Origin of the sequence: Methylobacterium sp. 88A, assembly GCF_000376345.1 — a bacterium.
Lineage (GTDB): Bacteria > Pseudomonadota > Alphaproteobacteria > Rhizobiales > Beijerinckiaceae > Methylobacterium > Methylobacterium bullatum.
On sequence record NZ_AQVT01000001.1, the window covers coordinates 4,127,524 to 4,149,003 of the forward strand.

The following is a 21,480-nucleotide window of genomic DNA, read 5'->3' on the forward strand; positions in this document are numbered from 1 at the left end:
CGTCGCAGAGCCGACGGGAGGAGCCGCGCGCCTACCCCTTCCCCTCCACCACGTCCGATTTGTGCGGGCGCAGTTCCGGCGCGCCCTGGTCGATTTCGGCCTCCACGGGGGCCGAGCGGCTTTCCACGCGGGTGCTGTCGACGAAGATGCGCGCTTCGCCCTCCTTCAGCCCGAGGCTGCGCAGGGCGTAGAGCGTCATCCCGTAGGCGAGTTCGCGCTCGGCCATGAGGACGAGGCCGACGCGCTGCTCCTCGAAATAGTGGCGCTCGCCATCGTTGTGGGTGCGCACCAGCGTGTCGATGCCGGGATTGGCCTCGCGGGCGAGTTCGACGAGGCGCCGCGCCGTATGCGGTTCGGGCGACGCGATCACGATGAGCTTCGCCTGTCCGATATCGGCGGCTTCGAGGATGCCGGGCGCGGTGGCGTCCCCGAACACCGCCTCGACGCCGTCCTTGCGCAGGTCGAGGACGCGGCGGCGGTCGCGGTCGATCACGAGGTAGGGCATGTCCCAGGTGGCGAAGGCGTTGGCGATGGTGCTGCCGACACGGCCGTAGCCGATGACGATGGCGTGGCCGCGATGGGGTTTGGCCTCCTCGGTGACGGCCATCGCCGCAGCACCTCGCCGCTCGAACCGTGCGGCGAGATCCGGCCGCTCGGCGAAGAGGCGCGTCGCCCGGTCGGCCAGCACGAAGAACAGCGGGTTGAGGGTGATGGAGAGGATGGCGCCGCCGAGGATGAGATCGCGCCCCTCGGTGGGGAGCAGCTTCAGCGAGAGCCCGAGGCTGACGAGGATGAACGAGAACTCGCCGATCTGCGCCAGACTTGCCGCGATGGTGAGGGCCGTGCCGATGGGATGCTTGAAGGCCAGCACGATGGCCACGGCGGCAAGCGATTTGCCGAGGAGGATAATGCCGAGGACGGCGAGGACCGAGAGCGGTTCGCGCAGGAGGATGCCGGGGTCGAACAGCATGCCCACGGAGACGAAGAACAGAACCGCGAAGGCATCCTGCAGCGGCAGGGAATCGGCGGCCGCCTGATGGCTGAGGTCGGATTCGGCCAGCACCATACCGGCGAAGAAGGCGCCCAGCGCGAAGGAGACCCCGAAGAGCTCGGCCGATCCGAAGGCGATGCCCAGCGCCAAGGCGAGGACCGCCAGGGTGAAGAGCTCACGCGAGCCGGTGCGGGCCGCCTGATCGAGGAGCCAGGGCACCACGCGGCGCCCGCCCACCAGCATCACCAGGGCGAACACCGCGACCTTGGCCAGCGTCAGCGCCAGGGTGAGCCAGATGTTGCCGTCCCCTACATGGTGGGCCGCGCCGTCGCCGGTTCCCCCAAGGGACGGCGCCAGGGCGGGGAGCAGGACCAGGGCGAGGACCATGGCGAGATCCTCGACGATGAGCCACCCCACCGCGATGCGGCCCTTGTCGCTGTCGAGGAGCCGGCGCTCCTCCAGAGCCCGCAGCAGCACCACCGTGCTCGCCACCGACAAGGCGAGGCCGAAGACGAGGCCGGCACCGATGCCCCAGCCCCAGAGATGCGCCAGCAGGCCGCCCATGGCGGTGGCGGCCACGATCTGCACGATGGCCCCCGGCAGGGCGATGGTGCGCACCGCCATCAGGTCCTTGATCGAGAAGTGCAGGCCAACCCCGAACATCAGCAGGATCACGCCGATCTCGGCGAGCTGGCTCGCGAGCTGGCTGTTGCCGACGAAGCCGGGCGTGTACGGCCCCACGAGCACGCCGGCGAGGAGATAACCGACCAGGGGAGGCAGCCGCAGGCGTTGGGCCAGCATCCCGCAGGCGAAGGCCAACACGAGACCGAGGGCGATGATGGCAATCAGCTCTGTCGCGTGCGGCACGGGGCGGTTGTGTCCTCGTTTGGGAAATTTCGCGAAAACGGTGAGGGCAACGGCGGCCGAGGGCAAGCGCCGAATGGCGGCTCGTAACCGCAGACGGGTTGACAGTCCGTGCCTGGGAGCACGCACCGTGCCGAACGGCGCCCCGGCGGTTCCCCCGCGGTCTTCTCTGTACACTGCAAGACCGTTCTATGCCCTGACGGACCGTCGGGGGCGCTGCATGAAACCCTCCGCCTGCCGGAAGGTTGTCGAAGCGAATTGTATTCACTTTCCGCTCCACAGGACGAACCGCCGATGGCCGAACCACATCACGAACCGGCGGGAGCGGCGGGCTCTGCACAAGCGGGCTCCACCCTATGGACGCTGGGGCTCGTGACCGCGCTCGTCGGTCTCGTCGTCCTGCCGAGGAAGGGCACACGGCCATCCTCGTCCGGGTCATTGTCGGACCCGTCTCCATCCGCCCCGCGCACGAGCGAGCCCTCCCCCTCCCATGAGGGGAGGGACGCCAAGCACGTCGCCAGGACCGAGACCGAACGGGGGCGGCAGGCATCCAAGCCCTCGGAAATCCCGGCCAAGGGCTGGAAGGATATCGGCCTGCGGGTCTTCCACGATGTCGGCGAGAACAACCTCGTCTCCGTGGCCGCCGGTGTGACCTTCTACGTTCTGCTAGCGATCTTCCCGGCCATTGCGGCCCTGGTCGCCTGCTACGGGCTGGTGGCGGATGTCGCGACCATCAACGACCACCTCCAGAACCTCCAGGGCGTCATCCCGTCCGGTGCTCTCGACATCGTCGGCGAACAGGTGAAGCGCATTGCGGAGAAGGGTGACACTACCCTGGGCCTGACTTTCTTCACCGGTCTGGCCTTGTCGATCTGGAGCGCCAATGGCGGGATGAAGGCGGTCTTCCAGGCCCTCAACATCGTCTACGAGGAGCGCGAGACCCGGAATTTCTTCTGGCTCAACCTGCGCTCCCTCGCCTTCACCGGGGGTGCCCTGCTCTTCATCGTCCTGGCGCTGGTGGGCATTGTCGTGGTGCCGGCGGTGATCAACGTCGTCGGCCTTAGCGCGGAGGCCTGGTACATCTCGCTCCTGCGCTGGCCGGTGCTGTTGCTCGCCGTGCTCGCCGGTCTCGCCCTGCTCTACCGCTACGGTCCGAGCCGGGATGCGCCGCGCTGGCGCTGGGTCACCTGGGGCAGCGCCATCGCCGGCGTGCTCTGGCTCGTAGGCTCGCTGGGCTTCTCCTGGTACGTCTCCAATTTCGGCAAGTACAACGAGACCTATGGCTCCCTCGGTGCCGTCGTCGGCTTCATGACCTGGATCTGGATCTCGACCACGATCGTGATGCTCGGCGCCGAGATCAACGCCGAGATGGAGCACCAGACCGAGATCGACACCACGGTGGGACGGGAACAGCCGCTCGGAACGCGCGACGCCCGCATGGCCGACACGGTGGGCGCCGCGCGCTGAGCGGCACCACCGTGTCCCCTCGCCCGGATCAGTCCTTGTAGCTGATCCGGTAGACGATCCCGTGCTGGTCGTCGCCAAGGAAAAGGCTTCCATCCTTGGCCACCGCCAGACCGAACGGCCGGGCGAAGCGCGACCAGCCGCTCGGGCCGCCCTCGGTGAGGAAGCCCGACACGAACGGGGTGATCGACGTCGGACGCCCCTTCTCGAAATGCACGCGCAGAACCTCGTAGCCGCTCGGCGGCTTGCGGTTCCAAGAGCCGTGCATGGTGACGAAGGCGTCGCCCTTGTATTCGGCCGGGAACTGCGCGCCGTCGTAGAAGGCGAACTGCATCGAGGAGGCGTGCGCCGTCCACGTGAGCACCGGCCGTTCGCTGTCCTTGTCCCACTGCTCCAGGGAGCTTTTGGGGACCTCGCGATAGAGGTTCTTGATGCCGGCGCCGAAGATGTAGGGCCAGCCGTATTTCTTGCCCGGCTCGATCCGGTTCAGCTCCTCCGGCGTTGCGTCGTCGCCGAGCCAGTCGACGCCGTCGTCCCAGCCGTAGAGGGCCTTCGTCCCGGGCTCCCAGGCGAAGCCGATGGTGTTGCGAAGTCCCGAGGCGACGATTTCCCGGCCCGACCCGTCCGGCTTCATCCGCACCATCGTGGCGTTCTCGGGGTTGCGCTCCTCGCATTCGTTGCAGGTGGAACCGAGGCTGGCATAGAGCCAGCCGTCCGGCCCGAAGCCGATGGTGCGGTTCGGGTGCTGGCCGGCATCGGGCAAGTCGGAGACGAGCCTCGTCTCGGGGCCCAGGCTGCCGTCCGCCTTCATCGGCGCGGAGAAGATCTCCTTCACCGTCACGTAGAACAGGGTGCCGTCATGGAGGGCGAGGCCGTGCACGTCCGGCTTCTTCAGGACGACCTGCCGCTTTGACGCGTCCGCCGCATCGATCCGGGTGACCGTGCCGGCATCGCGGTCGCTGACATAGAGCGCCCCGTCGGGGGACACGACGATGACGCGCGGCGCGCCGAGATCGCGGGCGAAGGCCTCGATTCTGAACCCTGCGGGGAGCTTCAGGCCCGCGATCCGTTCCGGTGTCGCCTCGAGCGGCGCTGCCTTCACCACATGGGCCTCGATCGTCGCGGTGCCGGGACTCTGGAGCGCCTGAGCGAGGACCGGCAGAGGGGCGGCGGAGAGGGCGAGGGTCAAGGCGAGATGCGCCGGGCGGCGGATCTGAATCATGTGGGACACTATCCGGGGCTAGGAGGGATGCATCGGGAACGCGGACCCGGAATCGGCTGTTCCGGCACGCGACACTTGCACTCGTTCTCTCGCGCGACCGCTCGCAGCCTCTTCAGCAAAGCCCGGTCTTGCGCTATCGTCGCCGCATGGATTCTAGGACGGCCATCGATATCCTTCGTGCACATGAAGGCGAGTTGCAGCGGCGCGGCGTTCGTCACGCCGCTCTATTCGGCTCTGTCGCGCGCGGCGAGAGCCATGCCGGAAGCGATATCGATGTGATGATCGAAATCGATGAGACGACGATCCGCAGCGTTTACGATTATGTCGGCGTGATCGACTTCATCGGCGAGCTTTTCCCGATCTCCGTCGACGTGTCCAACAAGGACATGCTCAAGCCGCATGTTCGCCCTGCGGCGGAACGCGACGCCATCCATGCTTTCTGAGCGCGGCCGACGCGCGCTTCTCGGGATCGTGGAGAACATCGAGGCGGCACAGGATTTCGTCGTCGGATTACGCCTCGATGAGTTTTCGACCGACCGGCGTAATCTTTATGCCGTCTCGCGCTGTCTGGAGATGGTCTCCGAGGCGAGCCGCCGCGTCGGTGCGGGGACGCGCGAACGGCATCCGCACATCGCTTGGCGGCAGATCGCCAACGCAGGCAATGTTTATCGCCACGAATACGATATCGTATCGCCCGGCATGATCTGGCGGACCGTCCAGGAGGACCTTCCGGACCTCCTGATCGTCGGCAGGGCCAAGCTGACGCAATCGCCCGGCGGGTCATGACGGGTCCGGCGACCACCTTCCCTTTCTCCCACACGATTGCGCAATGACCAGCACGCCGACTTCTCCCTCCGCCCCCGTCGGCCCCGGCGATCAAATCATCCTGGTGGACGGGTCGTCCTTCATTTTCCGGGCCTACTTCCAGTCGATCAACCAGGACCAGAAGTACAACACCCGCCCCTCGGACGGCCTGCCCACGGGGGCGGTCCGGCTGTTCTGCACCAAGATTGCCCAGTTCGTTCAGGACGGGGCGGCGGGGATCAAGCCGACGCATCTGGCCATCGTGTTCGACAAGTCCGAGGGCTCGTTCCGCAAGGAGCTCTTCCCCGACTACAAGGGCCACCGCCCCGACGCGCCCGACGACCTGAAGCGCCAGATGCCGCTGATGCGCGAGGCGGTGCGCGCCTTCGGCCTCCAACCCATCGAGTTGGAGCGCTACGAGGCCGACGACCTCATCGCCACCTATTCGCGCCAAGCCGAAGCGCGGGGCGCCGGCGTCATCATCGTGTCCTCCGACAAGGACCTGATGCAGCTCGTCGGGCCGCTGGTGCGGTTCTACGATTTCGAATCCGGCGTGAAGGGCAAGCCCGGCCACCGGCCCGAGCGCAACCTCGACCTCGACGCCATCATCGCCAAGTGGGAAGGCCTGCAGCCGAACCAGATCGGCGATGCCCTGGCACTCATCGGCGACACGTCCGACAACGTGCCCGGCGTCCCCGGCATCGGCCTCAAGACGGCCGCCGCGCTCATCAAGGAATACGGCAGCCTCGACGCGCTGCTGGAACGGGCGGGCGAGATCAAGCAGCCCAAGCGCCGCGAGACGCTTCTGGCCAGTATCGACCAGGCGAAGCTCTCGCGCCGGCTGGTGGCGCTGGAAGAGAACGTACCTCTCCCCATCGCCCTCGACGACCTGCGCCTGCCAGCGCCCGACCCCGAGAAGCTCGTCGGCTTCCTCAAGGCGATGGAGTTCAACACCCTGACCCGCCGCATCGCCTCGATGCTGCATGTGGACCCCGAGAAGGTGAAGCCCGACCCGGCCCTGCTGCCGGGGTCGGACGGAGCCGACGCCCCCCCGTTCGAGGCCGCGGCACAAGGCGGGGAGGTCGACCCCTTCGCCGACCTGAACCTGCCGGAGGGCGGGCCGAAGCCGCGCGGCCCCGCCGAGGCGACGCCCTCGTCCCTCGTCGCCACCCGTGCGGCGGAGGGGACGAACCCCATCGACACCACGGGTTACGAGACGATCACCAGCCTCGCTCAATTGGAGGCCTGGATCGCCGAGGCGCGCGAGGCCGGGGTGGTGGCGGTGGATACCGAGACCGACTCGCTCGACGCCAACAACGCCGCCCTCGTCGGCGTCTCCCTGGCGGTGGCGCCGGGGCGGGCGGCCTACATCCCCCTCGCCCATCTGGAGCCGGTGGCGGCGTCCGAGGCGAGCGACCTGTTCGGCGATGCCAAGGCGGCCACGGGGCAGTTCAGCCCGGTCACGGGCCAGATTCCGATCGATGCCGCCCTGACGGCCTTGAGGCCGCTCCTCGAGGATCCGGGCGTCCTGAAGGTCGGCCAGAACATCAAGTACGACTGGCTGGTGTTCCGACGCCAGAGCGTCGCCATCGAGATCGCCCCCTTCGACGACACGATGCTGATCTCCTACGTGCTCGATGCCGGCAAGGGCGGGCACGGCATGGACGAACTCGCCCGCCGCCATCTCGGCCACCAGCCAATCAGCTTCTCGGACGTGGCCGGCACCGGCAAGGGCAAGATCACCTTCGACAAAGTGCCGCTCGACAAGGCCACCGCCTACGCCGCCGAGGATGCGGACGTGACGCTGCGCCTGTGGCGGATGATGAAGCCGCGGCTCGTCGCCGAGCGCCGGGTGACGGTCTACGAGACCCTGGAGCGCCCCCTCATCCCGGTCATCGCCCGGATGGAAGCGGCGGGCATCCGCGTCGACCGCAACATGCTGAGCCGGCTCTCGGGCGACTTCTCGCAGATCCTCGTCCGGCTGGAGGAAGAGATCCAGGAGGATGCCGGCGAGCGCTTCCAGGTCTCCTCGCCGAAGCAGATTGGCGACATCCTGTTCGGCAAGATGGGCCTGCCCGGCGCCAAGAAGACGCCGTCCGGCCAGTGGGCCACGCCCGCCACCCTGCTGGAGGAACTGGCCCAGGCCGGCCACGAACTGCCGAAGAAGATTTTGGAATGGCGTCAGCTCGCCAAGCTGAAATCCACCTACACGGATTCGTTGCAGCAGCACGCCGACCGGGAGACCGACCGGGTCCACACCTCGTTCTCGCTCGCCGCCACTACCACCGGCCGGCTCTCCTCCTCCGAGCCGAACCTGCAGAACATCCCGATCCGCACCGAGGAAGGCCGGCGCATCCGCCGTGCCTTCGTGGCGCCGGAAGGCAGGAAGCTCATCTCGGCCGATTACAGCCAGATCGAGCTGCGCATCCTGGCTCACATCGCCGATATCCCGCAGCTGCGCCAGGCCTTCGAGGACGGCGTCGACATCCATGCCGCCACCGCCAGCGCCATGTTCGGCGTGCCCTTGAAGGACATGACCTCGGACCTGCGCCGGCGCGCCAAGACCATCAATTTCGGCATCATCTACGGCATCTCGGCTTTTGGGTTGGCCGACCGCCTCGGCATCGGCCGCGAGGAGGCCTCCGCCTTCATCAAGCAGTATTTCGAGCGCTTCCCCGGCATCCGCGCCTATATCGACGACACCAAGAAGCTCTGCCGGGATCTCGGCTACGTCACCACCCTGTTCGGCCGCGTCTGCCACTATCCGCAGATCCGCTCCAACAACCCGAACGAGCGGGCTAGCGTGGAGCGCCAAGCCATCAACGCCCCGATCCAGGGCTCAGCCGCCGACATCATCCGCCGGGCCATGACCCGGATGGAAGAGGCGCTGCGAGCGGAAAAGCTCAACGTGACCATGCTGCTGCAGGTGCACGACGAACTGGTGTTCGAGGCCCCCGAGGACGAGGTGGAGAAGGCCCTGCCGGTCATCCGCCGGGTGATGGTCGAAGCGCCCTCCCCGGCGCTGACCCTACGCGTGCCGCTGGTGGTGGAGGCGCAGGCGGCAGGGAACTGGGAGGAGGCGCATTGAACGTCGTGCTGCTCTCTCACCTTATCCCAAGGCGGAGCCCTCCAGTTCGTGCGGTGGATTCTGGAGCCCTTCTTCCAGGCCGCTTCGAGGTGCCTCAGGATGAGGTGATGGGGTAGGAGGGCGAACGAGCGCCATGTCACAAATAGGTGAAGCATGCCGCATCGCACCACAGCCATGCCCTCCAAGCAGGAACCGCCACGTTAACGAAACGTTCATGCCGGACGAATCGTTCGTTCAACCAAACGCCGTAAAGGCGTGTGAGGACAACCTCCGCCATGATCAACACCAAGCTTCTCGCAGCCCTCGGCTTCACCGTCGCGGCGATCACGACCCCGGCTCTCGCGCAGGAGCCCCTCGGCATCCGCGTCGCTCCCCAGTTCGACGCCAACGCCCCCGAGGCCCGCGACACCTCCTCGTTCCGCGCCGCCGCCCTGCGCTCGGATGCCGTGAGCATCGAGTCGAGCCGCATCGCCCTTGAGCGCTCGCGCAACCCGAACGTCCGCAACTACGCCAAGAACGTACTGGTCGAGCGTGAGGCCACCACCAAGGCACTGCTGCCCGAGGGCACCTCGCTGACCGCCGGCGGTACCGTCGTCTCCGACAGCCAGCCCTTCGAGACCCGTTTCGACAACCCGGTCGGCGTCGTCCTCGCCCCGGTGACGATCTCGGCCACCATCGCCTCGCGGATCGTCGGCGGCGTGCTCGGCGGCGTCGGCATCATCGACAACACCCCCGGCGAGCCCGGCCGCCGCGTCGCCATCGGCCCGGACGGTCATGCCCGGATCGACCGCCTGAAGAATGCCCGCACCGGCCGTGAGTTCGACCGCACCTTCGTGCAGCAGCAGGCCCGTTCGGATGCCCGCACCCTCGGCCTCTACGAGTCCTACTCGCGCAACGGCGACAACGCCCAGGGCCGCGAGTTCGCGAACCAGGCGCTCCCCTACATCGCCAACCAGCACGGCCACTCGGCCGTCCTCGCCGACCGTATCGGCGGCTGATCGACCCGCCCGACCTGGAAAGGGCCGCCCGATGGGGCGGCCCTTTTCGTTTGAGCTCGATCCACCCTCTCCCCTTTGCGGGGGAGGGAAAGCATTCTGTCACACCGTCTGCTGGTCGACCTCGTCCTCGGGACGCGTGCCCCGGCGCTGGCGGGCGCCGCGATCGAGGAGCGAGCGGCCCAGGGCGCGGAACGGCGCGGTCAGGCGGCGGGCGTCTTCTGCGCGCTCCATGAAGCGCTCGCCGTTGCGGATCTCCTTGTCGAGCCGGGCCATGGTGCGGGCGAGGGCCGGATCGTCGTCGTCGAGCCAGACTTCCACCGTGCGGGCGAAGGCGATGACCACGCCCTGAAGCTTGATCGGGCCGAGCGGCCCCTCGGTATCGATGCCGGCGGCCGCCAGCATGAAGCGGTGAGAGTTCAGCGCCACACCGTTCAGAGCGACAAGGGAAAGCGGATCGCCACGCAACGCATAGGAAATCCGGCGCAGGGCGTCCTTGTAGGGCGTCATCGCATCGAGCCGGCGCATGAGCACGTCGAACAGACGCTCGCGGGTGGGCTCCTCGGCGAGGTCGGAGGAATCGCCCTCCAACACCTTGCGGTCGATGATCCGCGACAGGCCGCCGAGCACGGCCCCCTTGGAGGGGAACAGCTCTCGGAACTCGGCCAGCGACAGGCCGGCCTCACGGGCGATGTCGCCGATCTCGATGTCGTTCCAGGGCTGCACGGCGGCGAGCCGCATCAGGGCCTCGACGGCGGCCTCGCGCGGGGATTGCCGCGGCGCGGCGACGGCGATGTCGGTCCCAGCGGTCTCGTCACCGCCCTTGGACTTCGCACCTGTGGTGTTTGCCATGGTCGTTCGATCCTCGTGTCTGTTCCCTACCATGTAGGTTGCGCAGGCGGATCGGTTAGGGGCGGCTCAGCCGGAGAGCTCGCCGGCCCGCACCGCAGCCGCAGCGACCGCTTCGCGCATCAGGTCCGGCACGCCGCCTTCGCGCATGAGCACGGCCAGCGCCGCCGCCGTGGTGCCGCCGGGCGAGGTCACGTCGCGCCGCAACTGCCCCGCCTCGTAGGGACTGGCGGACAGGAGCGCCCCTGCCCCCGCCACCGTGCCACGGGCGAGCCGGGCGGCCATGTCGGCGGGCAAGCCGGCGGCCACGCCCGCCTCCGCCATGGCCTCGGCCAGGAGGAAAACGTAGGCCGGGCCGGAACCGGACAAAGCCGTGAGAGCGTCGATGAGCGCCTCGTCGTCGAGCCATTCCACCGCGCCGACGCCCTTCAGCAGCGCATCGGCCTGGTCACGCTGACCGGGGGAAACCTCGGCACTCGCCACCGCTCCGGTGACGCCCCGCCCGATGCTCGCCGGAAGGTTCGGCATCGCCCGGACGATGGCGCGGGCGGCGGGCAGGCGGCGGCTCAGGTCGGCGATGGTCTTGCCCGCCAGGATCGAGACGACGAGCGTGTGGGGTGCGATCAACCCGTCGAGGAGGCCGGCGGCGCCCTCCAGCCCCTGCGGCTTGATCGCGAGGATCAGCGCATCGTTGGCCGGCACGTCGCTCGGGTTCAGGGCTATGCCGTGGCTCTCGCAGAGCCGCACCATCTCGGGCGAGGCCTGCGGATCGACGACGCAGGTCCTGGCGGCATCGAGCCCCCCTGCGAGCCAGCCCGCCAGCATCGCGCCGCCCATCTTGCCCGCCCCCACCAGGGTGAGGGACGCGGGCAAGGCCGAGGAAGACGGAACGCTCACGCCTCGCCTTCGGTCTCGAACAGGACCGCATCCAGGGATTCGCGGGCGGACTTGCCCGCCCAGAGCACGAACTGGAACGCCTGATAGTAGCGCTCGCAGGCATCGACAGCGGATTTCAGCATCATCGCGCACTGGCTCTGGGTCGGCGCGGCGCCGTCCGTGAGCAGCAGCGAGTGCCGGAACATCACCACGCTGTCGGTGGACCACAGGTCGAAATGGCCGACCCAGAGCTGCTCGTTGACGAGGGAAATGAGGGTGAGGATCTCGGTGCGGCGATGCGCCGGAACCTTCAGATCGAAGGCGCTGGCCACGTGCAGGGCCTCCACGTCCTCGATCCAGGTGAAGGCGACATGGTAGTCGGACCAGCGGCCGGCCACGGCCACCGACATCTCGTCGGTCTCGGCCCGGTCGAAGATCCAGTCACGAAGGGAGGCGAGCCGCTCGACGATGTCGAGGGGGTGCTCGTTCCGGTCGAGGCCTTCGATGTGGAGTTGGGTCATAGCGGTCCAGGTTGGCGTCCCGGGAGGGGCGCCGATAATGGTGAACGACAATCGATCCCGCTCACGAGTCGCCGTTCCCAAGCTGAATCCCCGCATAGGCAAGGCAGAGCTTGTTCGGCAAGAAGTTTAAGGGTCGAAGGTCGGGTCCGGGGGCGAAGCGAATCAGTGCTTCACTCACTATAGACCGTGGCGGACTCGCGTTTCAAAGCGCTCGGGAGAAGCGGTGAACAGGAAAGCGGATTTCCACCATTCCTTCCTGTGCACAAGCTTGAACCCGAGCGGCGCGCCCGAATCAGACCGGCGTGGCGGGCGCAGGCGGCGTATCCTGCGCACCCTGACGGCCTTCCAGCACAGAGACGCGGGCGGCGAGGGCATCGTTCTGGCTGCGCAGCGCCGAGACGAGATCGCGCAGGACGTCCACCTCCTCGCGCGACGCGATGTCCATGTCGCGGATCAGGCGCTCCACCTGCGCCTTGAACACCGTCTCCGCCTCGCGCTTCACCCCCTGCGCCGCCCCGGCGGCGTCGGTCATCAACCGGGCGAAATCGTCGAACAACCGGTTCGAACCGCGGCCCGCGCCGTCCTTAGAGCCTTGCATCGTCGTCTCCCGAGATCGAGGCCCGCGTCGGACATCGCGCCGGCACCTGAGAGGATGAAATAAGAATCGACGGCCCGCGAGGCAATCCGATCCCTCGCCCCGGAAGCGAGGAATCGACGGCCGGACGAGCCGGAGCCCCATTCCGCCGGCCAGGATGACACCGCAAAGTCGCCGCCTTGCTCGGCGACGCTCCGCTTCAATCGAAGACCGATCCCCGGCGAGGACGAGCATGATCAGGCGACGCGAACTCACCCTCGGCGCGGCCGCCTGGGCCGCGGGGAACTGGTTCGGCGCGGGAGGCCCCGCCCTGGCTGAAGGGGCGTTCCGCCGGGATCTCGCCGACCGGTTCGCACGGATCGAGGAGGCGAGCGGCGGGCGGCTCGGGATCGGCCTTCTCGATACCGGCAGCGGCGCCCATGCGGCGCATCGCGGGGACGAGCGTTTCCCCCTGTGCAGCACGTTCAAGGTCCTCGCCGCCGGTGCGGTGCTGGCGCGGGTGGACCGCGGCGAGGACGGCCTCGACCGGCGCCTGCGCTACGAACCGCGCGAGATCGTGCCGTATTCGCCCGTGAGCGGGCCGAGGGCGGGGGGCGAGGGCATGACCATCGCCGAACTCTGCGAAGCGGCCGTCACGCTCAGCGACAACACCGCCGCGAACCTCCTCCTCGGGACGATGGGTGGCCCGGCCGGGCTCACCGGACATATCCGTGGTTTCGGCGATGCGACGACCCGGCTCGACCGTACCGAGCCGGACCTCAACGAGGCCGCCCCCGGCGATGCCCGCGACACCACCACGCCGCTCGCCATGGCGGAAACGCTCCGGCGCCTCGTCCTGGCGGACGCGCTGTCGCCTGCCTCCCGCGCCCTGCTCACCGCCTGGCTCGTCGGCTGCCGCACCGGCGATGCGCGGTTGCGCGCCGGCCTGCCGCAGGACTGGCGCATCGGCGACAAGACCGGATCGGGGGAGAACGACACCGCCAACGACGTCGCGGTGATCTGGCCGCCGCGCCGGGCGCCCCTCGTCCTGACGGTCTACCTGACCGGGGCGAGGACGTCGCCGGAGGCGCGTAGCGCCACCATCGCGTCGGTGGCCCGGGCCGTCGCCGCCTCCGCGTAAGAGTGCCTTAAGCGCCGATCTGCCAAACTCGACCGAGGAACGGATGGAGTGACGATGATCCGGTCGGCCCCGCTGCCGCATCTTCGTCGCCCGGGAGGGGCGGATGATGAACAGGGGCCGCGGAGATCGCGTCGGCATCGCGCATAAGAGGGCCGGGGAATCGAGGATCGCCTCGCCTGTCGCACTCGCATTCGGGATCGCCGCCTTGAGCCTCACCGCGTACCCGACCCATGCCGCCGACAGGCCGGATTACGACGGCTTCCGCCAGGGCACCTATCTCTCCTATCTCGACGCGCCGGAGGATGGCGCCGAGTTGACGCGCTCGCCGCATCTCGGCCTGTCCTTCGGGGGAGAGGTGCGCCCCGTGCTCATGGATACCGGCTCCACCGGCATCGTCGTCTCGGCGAGCCGCATCCCCGGCTTCGACTCGATGCCTTCGCGGCCCGGACGACTGACCTACAGCAGTTCCGGGCGGATCATGATCGGGCGCTGGGTAACGCTGCCCGTCACCCTAGTCGGCCGCAACGGGGCCAGCGTCACCACCACGCCTCTCCCCGTCCTGGCGGTCACCGAGATCGCGTGCACGGACACTGCCCGTGCCTGCACGCCGGAAACGATGCCCGGCCACGTGGCGATGTTGGGCGTCGGCTTCGGACGGGAGGGGGACTCGCAGAGCCAGAGCACGCCCGACACCAACCCCCTCCTCAACCTCGCGCCCGAGGGCAGGAGCCCCGCACGACGCGGCTACGTGGTGACGCGGGCGGGAATCCACGCGGGCCTCACCGGAGCCAATACGCGCGGCGACATCCGCTTCGTGAAGCTCGATCCGCACCCCGACATTCCCGGTGAATGGCAGGGCGTGCCCGTCTGTATCGCGGTGAACGGGCAGGCTCCGGGCGCCTGCGGCCGGGCGCTCGTCGATACAGGCGTGTCGGTGATGTACCTGACCTTACCGGGAGAGGCCGTAGACGGCTCCGTCGCCACCGATGACGACGGCCGGAACCAGTTCCTGCCCGGCACCCGCCTCGGCTTCACCTTCCCCGGACGAGGCTCCGCACCAGCGGCGGCCTACGACATCGTCGTGGGTGACAATACCCCGCTCTCGCCGGGCAAGGTGACCCTCAACACCCGTCGCCCGGAGCCCTTCGTCAATACCGGCCTGCGCTTCCTCAACGGTTTCGACGTGATCTACGACGCCGATGGCGGGTATTTCGGGTTTCGCAGGCGGTAGAGGCCGCGCGGACGCACTCTTGCGGCCGACAACATGTGCCAGACGTATCTCGGAGACCAGCCCGAAACAGACGTTTACAATTCTGCTCTTGCGATCCCCTTCGAATCCCTCCGCCGAGGCGTCATAAACGGCCACCGGATGGACGAGACATGACGCAGACGAATTCCGCCACGCCCCATATCCTCGTGGTCGAGGACGACCGCGAGATCAGCGCCCTCGTGGCGCGCTATCTTCGCGCCAACGAGTGCCGGGTGAGTCTCGCCGGGGACGGGCGCGAGATGGACAAGGCACTGGCGGATGCGCGCGTCGACCTCATCGTCCTCGACCTGATGCTGCCGGGCGAGGACGGGTTGAGCCTGTGCCGGCGCCTGCGGGCCGGGTCCTCGATCCCGATCCTGATGCTCACCGCCAAGGCCGAGGAGATCGACCGGATCGTCGGCCTCGAGATCGGCGCGGACGACTACCTCGCCAAGCCCTTCAACCCGCGCGAGCTCCTCGCCCGCATCCGCGCGATCCTGCGGCGAGGCGCGACCACGGAGGCCGCCGGCGACGACGGCGCCCGCCGGCTGTGCTTCCTCGACTGGACCCTCGACGTCTCCCTGCGCCAGCTCCTCAGTCCGGAGGAGGCCCGCATCACCATCACGGGCGCGGAGTTCGACCTGCTCCACGCGCTCTGCCTCAGGCCCGGCCGGGTGCTCTCGCGCGATCAGCTCCTCGACCTGACGCAGGGGCGCGCCGCCGGCCCGTTCGAGCGCAGCATCGACGTCCTCATCAGCCGCATCCGGCAGAAGATCGAGGCCGATCCGCGCAATCCCGAGATCATCCGCACCATCCGCTCGGGCGGCTACCTGTTCACGCCGGCGGTGACGCGATCATGAGCGCGGCCACGAAGGGCCGCTGGCGCCGCCTCGTCGGCACCCCGCCGCGCAGCATCGCCGGCCAGATCGCGGTCCTCAGCGTGGCCGCCATCGTCGTCAGCCATGCGGTGGCGACCCTCGCCTTCTTCCTGCTGCGCGAACCTTGGAACCCGGACAATCATCCGGGCGTGGCCGCGACCCGGCTGGCCACCGTTGTCCGCCTGCTCGATGCCGCTCCGCCGGGGGATCGGCTGCGCTTGCTGCAGGACGCGGCACGCAGCCTGCCCTCGCTGCAGATCGAAACGGCCCCGGCCTCGCCGGAACCTCCGTCCGCCAGCACGCGGAGCGAGCGGCCCGACCATCCCATGGTCAAGCGCATGCGCGAGGGGTTCGGCCGGCCGCTCACCATCACCGATCTGTCCCCGCCGGGCCGGAAGGAGCCGGGGGGCGGCACCCGCATCGGCATCGTGACGCCCTCGGGGGCGAGCCTGCGGGCCACCCTGCCGGACGACGACCGACCGCCTTTCGGCCCCGGCCCGATCGTCTTCACCTTCGTCCTCCTCGGCATCACCCTGTCCCTCATGTCGATCTGGGCGACGCGGGCCCTGACCGCCCCGCTGGCGAAGCTCGCCGAGGCCGCCGACGCCTTCGGCACGGGCATGAACCTCGTGGCCTTGCCCCGGAACGGGCCGAAGGAGGTGGCGGCGGTCTCGCGCGCCCTCGACACCATGCGCGGGCGCGTCCGCCGACTGATCGACGACCGGACCCAGATGCTGGCGGCGATCAGCCACGACCTGCGGACCCCGATCACCCGCCTGCGCCTGCGGGCCGAGTTCATCGAGGACGACCACGCCCGCACCATGACCCTGCGCGACCTCGACCAGATGAACGGATTGGTGGAAGCCGCCCTGTCCTTCATCCGGGACGGCCAGGCGGGCGGCGCACACAGCCTCGTCGACCTCGCCTCTCTGGTCCAGACCGTGTGCGACGGCTTCACCGATGTGGGCGCCGACGTGTGCCTGGAACAGACGCGCCACGTCCTCGTGCGCGGCCGGGCGGACGATCTGCAGCGGGCCATCGTCAACCTCGTCGACAATGCGGTGAAGTATGGCGGCTCGGCGCGCTTGACGATGCATCCATCCGAACAGGGCGTGGCGCTGGAAGTCTGCGACGACGGCCCCGGCATCCCCGAGGCCGAGCGCGACGCCATGGTGCAGCCCTTCGTGCGCGGGGACCGGACTCGGAATCTCGACGAGGCCAGCGGTTTCGGCCTCGGCCTCTCGATCGTGCTCGCCATCGTGGAGGGGCATGGCGGACGACTCAGCCTGTCGAACAAGGCGCCCCGCGGCCTCGTGGCCCGCATCGACCTGCCCCTCGCCGTCGCTCAAGCAACGCCGCCGCGCGCGGCCCCGATGCCGAACCACGGGGCCGCAGCACCGGTCGCCCCATGATTTTCGCATACGGACATTTCGGATTGTCGGCCGGGGGCCGGCCCCTCAGAACTCCATGTCGAGTTCTTCGATCTCGTCAGGCTCGGCGGCGGCGGCCTCGGTCCACTCCACCATCAGCGGCCAGGCGAGGATGGTATCGCGATAGGCGGCGACCTTGCGCGGCAGCGGGACGTCATAGGTCTGGAAGCGGGTGCAGACCGGCGCGAACATGGCATCGGCCAGGCTCGGGCGCGTGCCGAACAGGAACGGGCCGTCGTAGCGCGACAGGCAATCCTCGACGATCGTGATGATCCGCTCGATATCGCCCCGGGCTCCGTTGAAGATCTTGAAATCGGTATGACGGGCCCGGAGGTTCATCGGCAGCGCCGAGCGCAGGTTGATGAACCCGCCATGCATCTCGCCCGAGATCGAGCGGCAGCGCGCCCGGGCCACGGGATCCTTCGGCAGGAAGCCTGCATCGGGATAGGTCTCGTTGAGATACTGGGAGAGGGCCAGGGTGTCCCAGACCTCGATCTCGCCATGGACGAGGCGGGGCACGAGGAAGGACGGCGACAGATGCAGCAACTCGGCCCTCGTGGACGCGTCGTTGCCGGACAGGACCTCGGTCTCGAAGTCGAGCCCGGCCATGCGGCAGACCAGCCATCCCCGCAGCGACCACGAGGAGTAGTTCCGGCTCGAGATCGTGAGCGTGGCGACCGGCATGTCCATCCCCTGTTGTCGTTGTCCCCGAAAGTCCATGGAGTTCTCGGCCCGGGATGGGCCGGGGATATCCAAGTCTCGTGCCGCGCCGAGCGACCACCCGTCGGAGGAGATAATCCTTTCCTGTTACGGGGATGGGACAGTGGTGCATTCTCACAACATTTATTGCAGATCGTACTTCGAGCCGATTGCGTTGTGCGCAACCGTGGCTCAGCCTAGCGGGCCGTGAACGACCGTCCGGAGACGATCCGGCGGCCGTGCACGACACAGCGAATGGTTCGCTATCCGATCGTTCGCGCAGGAGTTCGAGCGTCATGCTCTACGATGCCTTCGAAGTGCAGTCCGACCTCGCCCAGCGCACCCGCTCCTGGGGCAAGCTCGTCCACGATGCCGTATCGCCCTGGGTCGGTTCGGGAAACGCGGCTCCGATGAACTGGTGGTCGGCCGGTGCCCGGATGATGATGCGCGCCGGGCTGACCTTCGCCCGCCCCGCTTTCGGCATCGACAGCATCCGGGTCGGCAACCGCGAGGTTCCGGTCACCGAGGAGGCGACGTTCTCGACCCCGTTCGGGACGCTTCTGCGCTTCAGGAAGGACATCGATACCGAGCAGCCCAAGGTGCTCGTCGTCGCGCCGCTCTCGGGCCATTTCGCCACCCTGCTGCGCGGCACGGTGCGCACCCTGCTCGCCGACCACGACGTCTACATCACCGACTGGCACAATGCCCGCGACGTGCCCTTGGCCGATGGCCCGTTCGGGTTCGACGATTACGTGGATCACCTGGTGCAGTTCCTCGGCGTGATGGGCGAAGGCTCGCATGTCGTGGCGGTCTGCCAGCCGGCGGTCCAGGCGCTCGCCGCCGCCGCCGTCATGGCCCAATCGAAAGACATCGCGCCGCCGCGCAGCATGACGCTCATGGCCGGGCCGGTGGATTGCCGCATCAGCCCCACCTCGGTGAACAAGCTGGCCACCTCGAAGCCGATCGCGTGGTTCGAGAAGAATCTCATCGCCACCGTGCCCAAGCGCCATGCGGGGGCGGGCCGACGGGTCTATCCCGGATTCATGCAGGTCTCGGCCTTCGTCTCGATGAATGCCAAGCGCCACCAGCAGAGCCATGCCGACCTGTTCTGGCACTTCGCCAACGGCGAGACCGACAAGGCCAACCAGATCGAGACCTTCTACGACGAGTATTTCGCCGTCCTCGACCTCGCGGCCGAGTTCTACATCGAGACGGTCCGGACGGTGTTCCAGGATTACACCCTCGCCAAGAACGAGCTGACCTATCGCGGCAACCCCATCGACATGCGCTCCATCCGCAGGACCGCGCTGATGACCGTGGAGGGCGAGCGCGACGACATCTGCGCCGTCGGCCAGACCATGGCGGCGCACGATCTCTGCACCAGCCTGCCCCCGCACATGAAGAGCCACCACCTCCAGGCGGGTGTCGGCCATTACGGCGTCTTCACCGGCCGCAAGTGGGAGGGGCAGACCTACCCGCTCGTGCGCAACTTCATCCAGTCGCATGCATGAGGATGCGGGTCCGGCTCAGGATTTAAACGAGAGCGGTTGGAACTCGTGTCCGCTTGGTGTATGAGCCTGCCCCAAGTGAGTTTTCAGCGTCGATTCGAGACCGTCACACACAGGTCCCTCCCTGGAGCGATCCAGGGTATGGGGCTATTGGCGGTTTGCCCTCGTCGGACAGGCGGGGGCGTTCGGAGAGGGCGCCGTCCGACAAACATACGTCTCTAAAGGATCAAGTCCGTTGCAGGTACTCGTTCGCGATAACAACGTCGACCAGGCACTCCGCGTTCTCAAGAAGAAGATGCAGCGCGAGGGCATCTTCCGCGAGATGAAGCAGCGCAAGGCCTACGAGAAGCCCTCCGTGCGCAAGGCACGCGAGAAGGCCGAGGCCGTCCGCCGCGCCCGTAAGCAGGCCCGCAAGACCGCCATCCGTGAGGGCCTGATCGCCGCTCCCAAGCCGAAGCCCCGTTTCGGCGCCGGTGCGCCGCGTCGTCCGGGCGGCTCGCCCTTCGCTCCGAGCGCCGCTCCCTCGACCAACGTCGCCTCGTAAGGCCGAGCGGCCGGTCTCGCACCGGCCCTCATTCGATCTCACACGACGCCCGGCCGCGAAAGCGGCGCGGGCGTCGTGTCGTTTCAGGCGATGCCCACGGCAGCGGAAGCGTGTTCCGCCTCCACCAGCACGTCGAGGGCGCGCCAGGGCTTCTGCATGTAGACCGCCTGTTCGGGCAGGCGGCCGGTGCCGCGCTCGTCGTAGCCCGAGGTGAGGACCATCCGCACGTCGGGCCAGCGCCGCTCCACCGTCCGCGCCAGGGCGATGCCGTCCATGGCCCCGCCGAGGCGCACATCGGCGAAGAGCAGGGCGACGTTCAGTCCCTTGCGTTCCAGGACGCCGATGGCCGCCTCGGCGCTGTCACAGGCGATAACGTCGAGATCGGTCTCTTCGAGAATGGCAGTGGCGAGGTCGCGGACCGCCGCATCGTCCTCCACCACGAGGGCGACGGGGCCGTCGATCTGAGCCCGCGCTGCGGCGCCATCGGTCGAGCGGATTGTGCGATCCATGAGGTCACTTTCCAAAGGATGAGGCCAGGCACGATGCCGGCCCTGCGGGGCGTCGTGCGCCCGGTCGATGATTCGATGATGCCGAGGCTGCGCCGCCGGGCCGGGATCGGCAAGGGTGCGATCCGCCGCCACGGCCATGCGCCTCCCGCAACGAAAGAGAGGGAACCGCCTCAAAGCGGGCATGGTGGCCATCTACGATATCGATATGCACGAAATCGGGCACGCCTGCGCATCGTCCGCGCAGACGCACAAGGTTCGGGCATACCGCAACGCATTAACGATCTGTTCACCGCAAAAGATCGAATGTTACAGTTCAACGACCGTCAAGCTGGATCATGGAACGGTTTCTGTTTCCCGATCCGGGGAGGGGTGCCGAAACAGGGGGTTGTTGCTCAGTCATGTGCCGCTTTCTCGCCTATAGCGGTGATCCGGTCTTCCTGACCGATCTCGTCTGCGCGCCGACGCACTCGCTGGTGCATCAGTCGCTGCACGCCACCGAGGCGAAGACGGAGACCAACGGCGACGGTTTCGGCATCGGCTGGTACGGCGAACGGACGGATCCGGGCCAGTATCGCGACGTCTGCCCGGCCTGGTCGGACGAGAACCTCGTCAACCTCTGCCAGCAGGTCCGCGCGCGGATGTTCTTCGCCCATGTCCGCGCCTCCACCGGCACGGCCACGACGCGGGCGAACTGTCACCCCTTCGCCCATGGGCGGCACCTGTTCATGCATAACGGCCAGATCGGCGGCTACCATCGCATCAAGCGGCGGATCGAGGCCCTGATCCCGGATGCCCTCTACGAAGCGCGGCGCGGCACCACCGATTCCGAGGCGATCTTCCTCCTGGCCCTGGCCAACGGCCTCGCCGAAGACCCGATCGGCGCCATGGCCGAAACCCTTTCCACGGTCCGCGACCTGATGCAGGCGGCCGGGATCACCGAGGCCCTGCGCTTCACCTCCGTCGTCACCGACGGGGAGACCCTGACGGCCTATCGCTGGGCCTGCGACGGTCGTCCGCCGAGCCTCTATTACCGCCAGACCGAGACCGGCCTCGTGGTGGTCTCCGAGCCCATCGACGATTGCAAGGAGGGCTGGATCGTGATCCCGCGCGGCGGAACGTTGCAGGCGACACGTGGGGGCACGGTGACGGTGAAGGGCGCCGACGAGGCGCGGGTCCGCATCGCCGCCTGAGACCGCTCCCGAGGGTTGCGGCACGGAGGGTTGCGGCGCTGGCGCGAAGGGCGGACAACCCATGCTCCTTCGAGAGCGTGAGCC

General features: G+C 68.2%; 20 protein-coding genes. 12 read left to right on the top strand and 8 right to left on the bottom strand.

Annotation, left to right across the window (positions count from 1 at the left end; genetic code table 11):
• Positions 1 to 31: 31 nt before the first annotated feature.
• On the bottom strand, positions 32 to 1,858 hold the full coding sequence (gene ybaL, locus A3OM_RS0119720) for a YbaL family putative K(+) efflux transporter (RefSeq protein ID WP_018045502.1): 1,827 nt from the start codon (positions 1,856 to 1,858) through the stop codon (positions 32 to 34).
• A 291-nt stretch (positions 1,859 to 2,149) separates the two neighbouring features.
• On the opposite strand from ybaL, the gene A3OM_RS0119725 reads away from it, so the two are divergent.
• A complete protein-coding gene (locus tag A3OM_RS0119725) occupies positions 2,150 to 3,322 on the top strand; it encodes a YihY/virulence factor BrkB family protein (RefSeq protein WP_026176231.1) in 1,173 nt (390 codons plus the stop codon).
• A 28-nt stretch (positions 3,323 to 3,350) separates the two neighbouring features.
• Here A3OM_RS0119725 and A3OM_RS0119730 read toward each other — a convergent pair whose 3' ends face one another.
• Positions 3,351 to 4,541: a PQQ-dependent sugar dehydrogenase gene (locus A3OM_RS0119730; RefSeq protein WP_018045504.1), complete on the bottom strand. Its 1,191-nt coding sequence runs from the start codon at positions 4,539 to 4,541 to the stop codon at positions 3,351 to 3,353.
• Positions 4,542 to 4,669: 128 nt separating this feature from the next.
• Between A3OM_RS0119730 and A3OM_RS24410 the strand changes: the two genes are divergently transcribed.
• The 4 genes from A3OM_RS24410 to A3OM_RS0119750 all read left to right on the top strand — a co-directional run bounded on the left by A3OM_RS24410 (position 4,670) and on the right by A3OM_RS0119750 (position 9,431).
• Positions 4,670 to 4,984, top strand: a complete 315-nt coding sequence (locus A3OM_RS24410; RefSeq protein WP_238253842.1) for a nucleotidyltransferase domain-containing protein — start codon at positions 4,670 to 4,672, stop codon at positions 4,982 to 4,984.
• Positions 4,974 to 5,327, top strand: coding sequence for a HepT-like ribonuclease domain-containing protein (locus A3OM_RS0119740; RefSeq protein ID WP_018045506.1), 354 nt, complete (start codon positions 4,974 to 4,976; stop codon positions 5,325 to 5,327). The genes A3OM_RS24410 and A3OM_RS0119740 overlap by 11 nt, the downstream gene beginning before the upstream one ends.
• Positions 5,328 to 5,370: 43 nt before the next feature.
• Positions 5,371 to 8,433: a DNA polymerase I gene (gene polA, locus A3OM_RS0119745; protein ID WP_018045507.1), complete on the top strand. Its 3,063-nt coding sequence runs from the start codon at positions 5,371 to 5,373 to the stop codon at positions 8,431 to 8,433.
• 275 nt (positions 8,434 to 8,708) lie between these two features.
• A complete protein-coding gene (locus A3OM_RS0119750) occupies positions 8,709 to 9,431 on the top strand; it encodes a DUF4142 domain-containing protein (protein WP_018045508.1) in 723 nt (240 codons plus the stop codon).
• A 99-nt stretch (positions 9,432 to 9,530) separates the two neighbouring features.
• On the opposite strand, the gene A3OM_RS0119755 is transcribed toward A3OM_RS0119750, so the two are convergent.
• The 4 genes from A3OM_RS0119755 to A3OM_RS0119770 all read right to left on the bottom strand — a co-directional run bounded on the left by A3OM_RS0119755 (position 9,531) and on the right by A3OM_RS0119770 (position 12,272).
• On the bottom strand, positions 9,531 to 10,280 hold the full coding sequence (locus A3OM_RS0119755; RefSeq protein ID WP_018045509.1) for a hypothetical protein: 750 nt from the start codon (positions 10,278 to 10,280) through the stop codon (positions 9,531 to 9,533).
• A gap of 66 nt (positions 10,281 to 10,346) precedes the next feature.
• The gene (gene proC / locus A3OM_RS0119760; protein WP_018045510.1) at positions 10,347 to 11,174 is read right to left on the bottom strand and encodes a pyrroline-5-carboxylate reductase; all 828 of its coding nucleotides are present in this window, start codon (positions 11,172 to 11,174) and stop codon (positions 10,347 to 10,349) included.
• Complete coding sequence (locus tag A3OM_RS0119765; protein WP_018045511.1) at positions 11,171 to 11,674, bottom strand: YbjN domain-containing protein; 504 nt, start codon at positions 11,672 to 11,674, stop codon at positions 11,171 to 11,173. The genes proC and A3OM_RS0119765 overlap by 4 nt, the downstream gene beginning before the upstream one ends.
• A 292-nt stretch (positions 11,675 to 11,966) precedes the next feature.
• Positions 11,967 to 12,272 (bottom strand): accessory factor UbiK family protein, encoded by a 306-nt coding sequence (locus A3OM_RS0119770; protein WP_018045512.1) that lies wholly within the window; start codon positions 12,270 to 12,272, stop codon positions 11,967 to 11,969.
• 229 nt (positions 12,273 to 12,501) lie between these two features.
• On the opposite strand from A3OM_RS0119770, the gene bla reads away from it, so the two are divergent.
• The 4 genes from bla (at position 12,502) to A3OM_RS0119790 (ending at position 16,928) form a co-directional block, all read left to right on the top strand.
• On the top strand, positions 12,502 to 13,389 hold the full coding sequence (gene bla / locus A3OM_RS0119775) for a class A beta-lactamase (protein WP_018045513.1): 888 nt from the start codon (positions 12,502 to 12,504) through the stop codon (positions 13,387 to 13,389).
• 205 nt (positions 13,390 to 13,594) lie between these two features.
• The gene (locus A3OM_RS24845) at positions 13,595 to 14,620 is read left to right on the top strand and encodes a hypothetical protein (protein WP_245257809.1); all 1,026 of its coding nucleotides are present in this window, start codon (positions 13,595 to 13,597) and stop codon (positions 14,618 to 14,620) included.
• A 149-nt stretch (positions 14,621 to 14,769) separates the two neighbouring features.
• Positions 14,770 to 15,498, top strand: a complete 729-nt coding sequence (locus tag A3OM_RS0119785; protein ID WP_018045515.1) for a response regulator — start codon at positions 14,770 to 14,772, stop codon at positions 15,496 to 15,498.
• Positions 15,495 to 16,928, top strand: a complete 1,434-nt coding sequence (locus A3OM_RS0119790) for an ATP-binding protein (RefSeq protein ID WP_018045516.1) — start codon at positions 15,495 to 15,497, stop codon at positions 16,926 to 16,928. The genes A3OM_RS0119785 and A3OM_RS0119790 overlap by 4 nt, the downstream gene beginning before the upstream one ends.
• 45 nt (positions 16,929 to 16,973) lie before the next feature.
• Here the strand turns inward: A3OM_RS0119790 and A3OM_RS0119795 are convergent, their stop codons facing one another.
• A complete protein-coding gene (locus A3OM_RS0119795; RefSeq protein WP_026176234.1) occupies positions 16,974 to 17,630 on the bottom strand; it encodes a glutathione S-transferase family protein in 657 nt (218 codons plus the stop codon).
• A gap of 311 nt (positions 17,631 to 17,941) precedes the next feature.
• Between A3OM_RS0119795 and phaZ the strand changes: the two genes are divergently transcribed.
• Both phaZ and rpsU read left to right on the top strand, forming a co-directional pair.
• On the top strand, positions 17,942 to 19,156 hold the full coding sequence (gene phaZ / locus A3OM_RS0119800) for a polyhydroxyalkanoate depolymerase (protein ID WP_018045518.1): 1,215 nt from the start codon (positions 17,942 to 17,944) through the stop codon (positions 19,154 to 19,156).
• 232 nt (positions 19,157 to 19,388) lie between these two features.
• Complete coding sequence (gene rpsU / locus A3OM_RS0119805) at positions 19,389 to 19,697, top strand: 30S ribosomal protein S21 (protein ID WP_018045519.1); 309 nt, start codon at positions 19,389 to 19,391, stop codon at positions 19,695 to 19,697.
• Between the two features lie 83 nt (positions 19,698 to 19,780).
• On the opposite strand, the gene A3OM_RS0119810 is transcribed toward rpsU, so the two are convergent.
• A complete protein-coding gene (locus tag A3OM_RS0119810) occupies positions 19,781 to 20,206 on the bottom strand; it encodes a response regulator (RefSeq protein WP_081612755.1) in 426 nt (141 codons plus the stop codon).
• Positions 20,207 to 20,604: 398 nt separating this feature from the next.
• On the opposite strand from A3OM_RS0119810, the gene A3OM_RS0119815 reads away from it, so the two are divergent.
• Positions 20,605 to 21,396: a class II glutamine amidotransferase gene (locus A3OM_RS0119815; RefSeq protein ID WP_018045521.1), complete on the top strand. Its 792-nt coding sequence runs from the start codon at positions 20,605 to 20,607 to the stop codon at positions 21,394 to 21,396.
• Positions 21,397 to 21,480: the final 84 nt, after the last annotated feature.

What these genes read in the sequence shown, in the direction of transcription:
- A3OM_RS0119725 (WP_026176231.1), top strand. Translation starts at nt 2,150, where the DNA reads ATGGCCGAACCACATCACGAACCGGCGGGAGCGGCGGGCTCTGCACAA.
- A3OM_RS0119730 (WP_018045504.1), bottom strand. Translation starts at nt 4,541, where the DNA reads ATGATTCAGATCCGCCGCCCGGCGCATCTCGCCTTGACCCTCGCCCTC.
- A3OM_RS0119740 (WP_018045506.1), top strand. Translation starts at nt 4,974, where the DNA reads ATGCTTTCTGAGCGCGGCCGACGCGCGCTTCTCGGGATCGTGGAGAAC.
- polA (WP_018045507.1), top strand. Translation starts at nt 5,371, where the DNA reads ATGACCAGCACGCCGACTTCTCCCTCCGCCCCCGTCGGCCCCGGCGAT.
- A3OM_RS0119750 (WP_018045508.1), top strand. Translation starts at nt 8,709, where the DNA reads ATGATCAACACCAAGCTTCTCGCAGCCCTCGGCTTCACCGTCGCGGCG.
- A3OM_RS0119755 (WP_018045509.1), bottom strand. Translation starts at nt 10,280, where the DNA reads ATGGCAAACACCACAGGTGCGAAGTCCAAGGGCGGTGACGAGACCGCT.
- A3OM_RS0119765 (WP_018045511.1), bottom strand. Translation starts at nt 11,674, where the DNA reads ATGACCCAACTCCACATCGAAGGCCTCGACCGGAACGAGCACCCCCTC.
- A3OM_RS0119770 (WP_018045512.1), bottom strand. Translation starts at nt 12,272, where the DNA reads ATGCAAGGCTCTAAGGACGGCGCGGGCCGCGGTTCGAACCGGTTGTTC.
- bla (WP_018045513.1), top strand. Translation starts at nt 12,502, where the DNA reads ATGATCAGGCGACGCGAACTCACCCTCGGCGCGGCCGCCTGGGCCGCG.
- A3OM_RS0119785 (WP_018045515.1), top strand. Translation starts at nt 14,770, where the DNA reads ATGACGCAGACGAATTCCGCCACGCCCCATATCCTCGTGGTCGAGGAC.
- A3OM_RS0119790 (WP_018045516.1), top strand. Translation starts at nt 15,495, where the DNA reads ATGAGCGCGGCCACGAAGGGCCGCTGGCGCCGCCTCGTCGGCACCCCG.
- A3OM_RS0119795 (WP_026176234.1), bottom strand. Translation starts at nt 17,630, where the DNA reads ATGCCGGTCGCCACGCTCACGATCTCGAGCCGGAACTACTCCTCGTGG.
- phaZ (WP_018045518.1), top strand. Translation starts at nt 17,942, where the DNA reads ATGCTCTACGATGCCTTCGAAGTGCAGTCCGACCTCGCCCAGCGCACC.
- A3OM_RS0119810 (WP_081612755.1), bottom strand. Translation starts at nt 20,206, where the DNA reads ATGGATCGCACAATCCGCTCGACCGATGGCGCCGCAGCGCGGGCTCAG.
- A3OM_RS0119815 (WP_018045521.1), top strand. Translation starts at nt 20,605, where the DNA reads ATGTGCCGCTTTCTCGCCTATAGCGGTGATCCGGTCTTCCTGACCGAT.